8 protein-coding genes are annotated in these 6976 nt (G+C 61.6%); 2 read left to right on the forward strand and 6 right to left on the reverse strand.

What is annotated here, in order from left to right; genetic code table 11:
- Positions 1-59: 59 nt before the first annotated feature.
- Positions 60-1184, reverse strand: a complete 1125-nt coding sequence (locus AC1RTQ_RS23675) for an alpha/beta hydrolase (RefSeq protein ID WP_492879350.1) — start codon at positions 1182-1184, stop codon at positions 60-62.
- A gap of 53 nt (positions 1185-1237) precedes the next feature.
- A complete protein-coding gene (locus AC1RTQ_RS23680) occupies positions 1238-1696 on the reverse strand; it encodes a cyclophilin-like fold protein (RefSeq protein WP_492879352.1) in 459 nt (152 codons plus the stop codon).
- A gap of 135 nt (positions 1697-1831) precedes the next feature.
- Here AC1RTQ_RS23680 and AC1RTQ_RS23685 point away from each other — a divergent pair, with 135 nt between their 5' ends.
- Positions 1832-2743, forward strand: a complete 912-nt coding sequence (locus tag AC1RTQ_RS23685) for a LysR family transcriptional regulator (protein WP_492879354.1) — start codon at positions 1832-1834, stop codon at positions 2741-2743.
- A gap of 218 nt (positions 2744-2961) precedes the next feature.
- Here AC1RTQ_RS23685 and AC1RTQ_RS23690 read toward each other — a convergent pair whose 3' ends face one another.
- The 4 genes from AC1RTQ_RS23690 to AC1RTQ_RS23705 form a co-directional block, all read right to left on the reverse strand.
- Positions 2962-3147 (reverse strand): hypothetical protein, encoded by a 186-nt coding sequence (locus AC1RTQ_RS23690; RefSeq protein WP_492879356.1) that lies wholly within the window; start codon positions 3145-3147, stop codon positions 2962-2964.
- A 12-nt stretch (positions 3148-3159) separates the two neighbouring features.
- Positions 3160-3798, reverse strand: a complete 639-nt coding sequence (locus AC1RTQ_RS23695; RefSeq protein ID WP_492879358.1) for an SDR family oxidoreductase — start codon at positions 3796-3798, stop codon at positions 3160-3162.
- A 69-nt stretch (positions 3799-3867) separates the two neighbouring features.
- A complete protein-coding gene (locus AC1RTQ_RS23700) occupies positions 3868-4797 on the reverse strand; it encodes an alpha/beta hydrolase (protein WP_492879360.1) in 930 nt (309 codons plus the stop codon).
- A 61-nt stretch (positions 4798-4858) separates the two neighbouring features.
- A complete protein-coding gene (locus tag AC1RTQ_RS23705; RefSeq protein ID WP_492879362.1) occupies positions 4859-5776 on the reverse strand; it encodes an alpha/beta hydrolase in 918 nt (305 codons plus the stop codon).
- Between the two features lie 124 nt (positions 5777-5900).
- Between AC1RTQ_RS23705 and AC1RTQ_RS23710 the strand changes: the two genes are divergently transcribed.
- Complete coding sequence (locus AC1RTQ_RS23710; protein ID WP_492879364.1) at positions 5901-6851, forward strand: LysR family transcriptional regulator; 951 nt, start codon at positions 5901-5903, stop codon at positions 6849-6851.
- Positions 6852-6976 lie beyond the last annotated feature (125 nt).

The following is a 6976-nucleotide window of genomic DNA, read 5'->3' on the forward strand; positions in this document are numbered from 1 at the left end:
CGTGCGCGGTAGGGGATACGAACGGGAGGAGGGCAGCTCGCGCGCCCCGTGTGCCGGTTCTACGCAGTGGTGGCCAGGTTCTGCTGGAAGAACACCGTCAACTGTTCGAACGGAATCTTGTCCATCTGGTCGTACAGGTCCACGTGGACGGCACCTGGAACGATCACTAGCTCCTTCGGTTCGGCCGCCGCCTCGTAGGCGGTTTCGCTGAAGTAGCGTGAATGCGCCTTCTCGCCATGGACCAGAAGGATCGGTCGCGGCGCAATTTCCCGGATATAGCTGAGGATGGGCAGGTTCATGAATGGCAGCGGCGTGGTGATTGTCCAGGCGTTGCCGGAGTTGACCGCGCGCGGGTGGTAGCCGCGCGGCGTGCGGTAGTAGTCGGCGTACTCGATAAGGAACTGCGCCTCGCCGCCCTTGAGCTCGTTGTAGGGTGGCTGATAGGCGGGCTTGCCGGCCTCGGCGTCTTTCCAGCGCTGCTGGCCCAGTTGCTCCAGCATCTGCGTGCGCTGCTCCAGGGTCACGCTGTCGTTGTAGCCCTTGGACATAACACGGGTCATGTCATACATGGTGCTGGCCACAACGGCCTTGATGCGCTTGTCCACGGCGGCAGCGCTGAGCGCCATGCCACCCCAGCCGCAGATACCGATGATGCCGATGCGCTCGCGGTCCACATTTGGCACCAGGCCCAGGCAATCTACCGCCGCGCTGAAGTCCTCGACGCTGATGTCGGGCGAGGCAACATTGCGCGGCGTGCCGCTGCTTTCTCCAGTGTAGGACGGGTCAAACGCCAGCGTAATGAAGCCGCGCTCGGCCATGGTCTGCGCGTACAGGCCGGAGGACTGTTCCTTCACGGCACCGAACGGGCCGCTGACGGCCAACGCCGCGAGCTTGCCACTGGTGTTCTTCGGCTGGTACAGGTCGCCAGCCAGGGTGATGCCGTAGCGGTTTTGGAAGGTGATCTTCTTATGCTGAACTTCGTCGCTTTGGGGAAACACCTTGTCCCACTTCTCGGTGAGCTTCACGGCCGGCTGCGTTTTCGGTTGTGCGTGTGCCGGTGTGGCAGCAATGGCACCGACACCCGCAGCAGCGATACCGGTGGTGGTCATCTTCAGCAAGCTGCGGCGGCCCACGTCCAGGCTGTCCGGCGTGGCGATGTCGCTTGTCTCAATGGTTGGGGTCATGATGGCTATTCCTTTGATCCAGGCTGCTGTCGTGGCGGAGATGGTCCGATGATTCAGGGCTCGACGTGCTCGATGTGCACCATGTATGGTCCGGGCCGGGACAGAATGGACAGGCCTTCGTCCACCTTGCCCAGAGGCAGCAGGCTGCGCGAATAGGAGCGCGGCTTGATGAAAATTGCGAGATTGCCCCAAGGGGCGTAGTGGGTCAGTTCGCCGGCTGCGGGCGCCATGCCTTCGGGCGCGCCCTGCGTGGACAGCTTGCGCGGCAGGCTGGAGACCCGCTCGATGGTGTCGTAGTCCTCCATTGTCAGAGTCAGCGGCAGCAGGGAGGCGAAGTCTTGGGCGGTGGCGTTGTCGTAGAGGGTGGCAGTGGCGACCTGCTCATCAACGATCAGGCGAATCTTCATGGTGGAGTCCTTGGAGGGCATGCGCGGCGCTGGTGTCTGGGCGTTCGAGTTGCCAGGGGTGTAGGCAGCCAACCCGAGGCACGAGCCGATCAGCAGCGCGAGCATTTCGCGCCGCCAAGGGAGAGTGGGGGCTGGCTTTTCATGGCCTCAATTTTTGCGAAGCCTCGCGCGATTGACTAGCTACTGAATCCTTAATTGGCTTATAAGTGAAGCTAATCAGTATTCATGAGAGACTGCCCCATGGCTAGACGCAACCTCAACGATCTGCTGGCCTTCGTCACCGTCGCACGCGAAGGCAGCTTTACCCGCGCCGCTGCGGCGCTCGGGGTGACGCAGTCCGCCCTGAGCCAGACCATCCGCGCGCTGGAGGAGCGCCTGCAGATCCGGCTGCTCACACGAACCACTCGCAGCGTCTCTCCGACTTCGGCGGGCGAGCGGCTGATGCAGGCCATCGGCAACCGCTTCGATGAGATCGAAGCTGAGCTTGATGCCTTGACCGAGCTGCGTGACAAGCCAGCCGGCACCGTGCGCATCACCTGTGGTGACTATGTGCTGCACAGCGTGCTGCTGCCCAAGCTCACGCCGTTGCTGCGCGACTACCCCGACATCAAGCTGGAGTTCGATGTGAACTACGGCTTGCGCGACATCGTCGCGGATCGCTTCGACGCTGGCGTGCGTCTGGGCAAGACCATTGACAAGGACATGATCGCAGTGCCCATCGGGCCGCCCATGCGCCTGGCGGTGGTGGCTTCGCCGGACTACTTCGAGGCTCACGGAAAGCCCAAGGTACCCCAGGATCTGATGAAGCATCGGTGCATCAATCAGCGCATGCAAAGCTCCGGTGGCCTCTATGTCTGGGATTTCGAGCGCCGCGGCCAGCAGATGAATGTGCGCGTGGATGGGCAGCTGATCGTCAATACCACCCAGCCCCAGGTGGACGCTGCGCTGGCCGGGCTGGGCATTACACTGCTGCCGGAAGATGAGCTGATGCCGTACCTGGAAGATGGCCGGCTCGTGCGTGTGCTTGAGGACTGGTGCCCCAAGTTCGAGGGCTACCATCTGTACTACCCCAGCAGGCGCCAGCCATCACCGGCATTCACGCTGGTGGTGCAAGCGCTGAGAATCACCACTCCTCGTTCAACCAAGCGGTGACATCAGTAAACCCCTTTCTCTCCAGTCATCCACAGGCTGTGGCCATACAGCCCGGCTGCAATCGGAATTGAACAGAGTGCGAGAAATGCTGTGGCAAGAAAGACTTGTGCCAAGCCAATCACATTGGCCAATAGAACGATGCCGATGGAGTGCTACTGGCCAGAAGCAGTCGTTATAAGTTTTCCCACAGGCGACTGCTCCAGGCTATAAGCCAAAACTCACCAGCGGTCTGAGCGCGAGTAGTACACCGTCGCAGTGGCCGTCGGAGCCTTAGCTGGCACCGTGTTGGGTCCCAAGGCACCTACCTGCTGGGTTTGCTGAGATTCGATCCAGGGGATGCTCAGCAAAACCAGCCCCGATGCCGCGAACAGCACACCGAGCGATAAGGGTAACCACTTGAGCATCGCTCTCTCGCCTTACATGAAATACGGTTTGTCGCCGTCGCTGTTCGGCTTGTTCACCCCCAGGTTCTCGCCCACATGCAATTTGGGCGATGCAATCACCTGGGCGATCAGGTCGGCCACGCTCTTGCGCGAGACCACGGTGCCCTTGAAGGGCTGGCCCTTGACGGTGGTCTCGTAGTCCACCTCGTCCTCGTCCATCAGCCAGGCGGGGCGCACGATGGTGTAGTCCAGGCCCGAAGCTTCGATCAGGTCGGCCGCACGGCGGTAGGGCTTGAGGTCTTCACCAATGATGGCGTTGTTCCACTCGCCAAACTTGCCTGGCACCTCGTCATAGATGCCCAGCGACAGTACGAAAACCAGGCGCTTGACGCCTGCAGCCTGCATGGCGGCGATGACGGCCTGAGCCTGTTTGTCGAGGTCTTCGCCCGTGAGATTGGCATAGACGATCTCCTGGTCCGCCATGGCGTCCTTGAGCAGCTTTTTGTCCAGCACATTGCCAATCACCACCTGGGCGTTGGCGGGCTCCTGGCCGGTCAGTTTCTTGGAGTTGCGCAGCAGCAAGGTCTGGCGGATGTTTTCGTGACCGGCGAGCATTTTGACGACCCATTGGGCGATCTGGCCGCTGGCGCCGAGGATGAGGATATTGGTCATGACAGTTTCTCTATGTGCCGTGGTGGAGCGGACGCTTGCGCGCTCGCTGGTTGGGGACGTGGCGGGTGTTCAAAGCTTGTCCTTGAAGAACGGCACCACTTTGGCCATGGCAATGGCCACCGGCTCGGGCTTGTCGTACAGGTCGTAGTGCGACCAGCCTTCGGCGACGACGATGTGCTTGTCCGTCGAGGCGGCACGGCTGTAGATTTCCCAGCCGTCACGGAAGGCGCCGAAACCGCCCGGCTTGTCACCGATCACCACCATCAGCGGCTGGGTCAGCAGTACCTCGGCGTGCAGGAAGGCATCCCAGCCCATGGCCGCACCGCTGAACGACATCAGCTGGCTGGTGGCGCCATGGGGCTGCTGGCCTCGGCCGGTCTTGTAATACTCGGTGGCCTCCAACACATCGATGTCGGTGATGCCAGCTGCCTTAGCAGACGCCACAGACTCGGGCAACAGGTTGGTCACGTCGCGCTCGGCACCTTGGGCCTGGGCCAACCGCATTTGGGCAATGCCCTGGGCGAGTTCGCGAGGCTTGAACTGAGCGAAACCTTCGCGGATCAGACGGCCGTAGTTCACGCCCGTGATCGAAACCAGCGCCTTGATGCGGTGGTCGGTGATGCCGGCATGCACCGTGTAGGCACCGCCGCCGCACACCCCGATGGCACCGATGCGCTCGGCATCCACATAGGGCAGCGACTGCAGATAGTCCACGGCGAAGCGGATGTCAGAGACGCGGATGGATGGGTCTTCGATGAATCGCGGCGCACCGCCGCTGGCGCCTTGGAAGCTTGCATCATGCACCAGCACGACGAAGCCCGCTTCGGCCAGGCCCTTGGCGTAGATGTTGCCGGCGGTCTGTTCCTTGCAACTGCCGATGGGGTGCGTACTGACGATGGCGGGGTACTTCCTGCTCTCGTCAAAGCCGTGCGGCAGGTAGATGTCGGCGGCGGTTTGCCAGCCCAGGTTCTGGTAGGCGACGGTTCGGATGGTCATCATGATGAAAACTCCTTGAAAGCGGGGCGTGATCCGCCCATTGGCAGAGATGGGGTTCTGCGGCTTACTTCAGCTTGGCCAGGAAGAACGGTGCCAGCTTCGAGACGGCTTCGTCCACGTACCGGGGCACGTCATATAGATCCATGTGGTCGGAGCCTTCAACAATGTGCAGCGTCTTGTCGGTGCTGGCAGCGCGGGCGATCAGGTCATCGCTCATCCACTTGCTGCCTGCCTTGCTGCCGGCCACGGCCAGGATGGGTTGGGTCAGGAAGGCCTCGGCCTTGTTGTAGGCGTCGTAGGTGATGATCTGGGTCAGATTGCGTACCAGCGCGTAGCCGGGTGCGTTGGGGTGCTCGCAGCGCTGCGTGTGGTAGTACTCCCAGGCGCCGCGCAGTTCGGCGTTGGGCGCGTCTTCTTCCTTCATCGGGGCCAGCGGCATGGTGGCCATTTCGTTGTTGCTCGCATCGGCTGTTCGTGCGGCTGAGCCGGCTTCGAGGTATGGCAGCGCGTCGGCGTCCTTGGCCGTGTTCTCCCAGCCGTTGCGGAACATCTGGCCGATGTTCACCGCGCTCACCATGCCTAGCGCCTTGATGCGGCGGTCGTTGATGGCCGCGTTGGCGCTGTAGCCCGCGCCAGCGCAGATGCCCATCGCGCCGATCTTGTTCTGATCCACGTAAGGCAGTGTGGTCAGGTAGTCCACCACGGCGCTCACGTCCTCGGTACTGATGTATGGGTTCTCCAGCTGGCGCGGCTCGCCGGTGCTCTCGCCCTGGTAGGAGCGGTCAAAGGCGATGGCGATCAGGCCGTGATCGGCCAGTTTCTTGGCATAGAGACCTGCGGTCTGTTCCTTCACACCACCGCCGGGATGAGAGACAACGACCACGGAGTACTTCTTGGACTCATCGAAGCCGGCCGGGAAATGGATGATGGCAGCCATGGAGATGCCTTGGCCGTTGAGGTTTTTGAAGGTGACATTCGGCATGAGATTGCTCCGGTGAGGTGTGTAAGGTGTCAGGAAACGACGGGGATGGGATTGAATGGTGCCGCCTAGATTGATTTTGATAAACACCCTTTGAAAGACATGAGTGGTTAGTTAAACTAAACAAATGCCCATCGAACCCTCCCTCGTTTCCACCCTGACGTGGTTTGCACACATTGCCAGAAACCGCAGTTTCACCAAGGCGGCGACAGAGATGGAGGTGACGCGAGCCGCGCTGTCCCAGCACCTCAAGGGGCTGGAGCAGCACCTGAATGTGCGCCTGCTCAACCGCACAACGCGGGATATGTCGCTGACCGAAGAAGGTAGGCGCCTGCTGGATGTGCTGCAACCTGCGCTCACGGCCATCGAGCGGGCCGTGGCGGAGCTGGGAGAGACGCAGGCCGAGCCCTCGGGCCTGATCCGCATGAGTTCCTCGCGCATCGCTGCGCGCCTGCTGATCGAGCCGCACATGGGCGAACTGTTAGCGCGCTACCCGAAGCTGCGGCTGGAACTGGTGATGGATGACGGTTTCACCAACATAGTGGCGCACGGCCTGGATGCCGGCATCCGCCTGGGCGAGAGCCTGGCTGAGCACATGGTGGCAGTGCCGGTCACGCCGCCGCTGCACTACGCCATTGTCGGCTCGCCCGTGTATTTCGAGCGGCATGGCGTGCCCGAAACCCCTGCTGACCTGATACGGCACAACTGCTTGGCCTATCGCTTCACCTCCAGCGGAACCATCGACCGCTGGTCGTTTACTTCGCCGGACACCGAGGGGCGCACTGTGGTGTTCGAGCCGCAGGGCAATGCCGTTTTCAACGACGACGACAGCATGTTGCGCGGCGCACTGCAAGGCATGGGGCTGGTGCAGCATATCGAGCTGTGCGTGCGCAAACACCTGGCCGATGGTTCGCTGGTACGGGTACTTGCGCCCTGGTGCCGGCCGTTTCCGGGGTTCTTCCTTTACGTGCCGTCACGGGCGCAGATGCCGGCCAAAACCAGGGCGCTAATGGATTTTCTGCTTGAGAAGCGGGAACTGCTTACGCAAAAGTCGCCAACGAAGCGAAGAGGAAAGTAGGCCATTCGTATCCTCTAGTTGGTCGTAAGTCGAATGCCTGCAATGGGGGGCGGATTCAACCGATCGATGCAACACACTATGACCCACCTAGGTCAAAGGAGTGTTGCAGATGAAGTACCGGACAC

Source organism: Comamonas sp. GW821-FHT11H03, assembly GCF_058807955.1.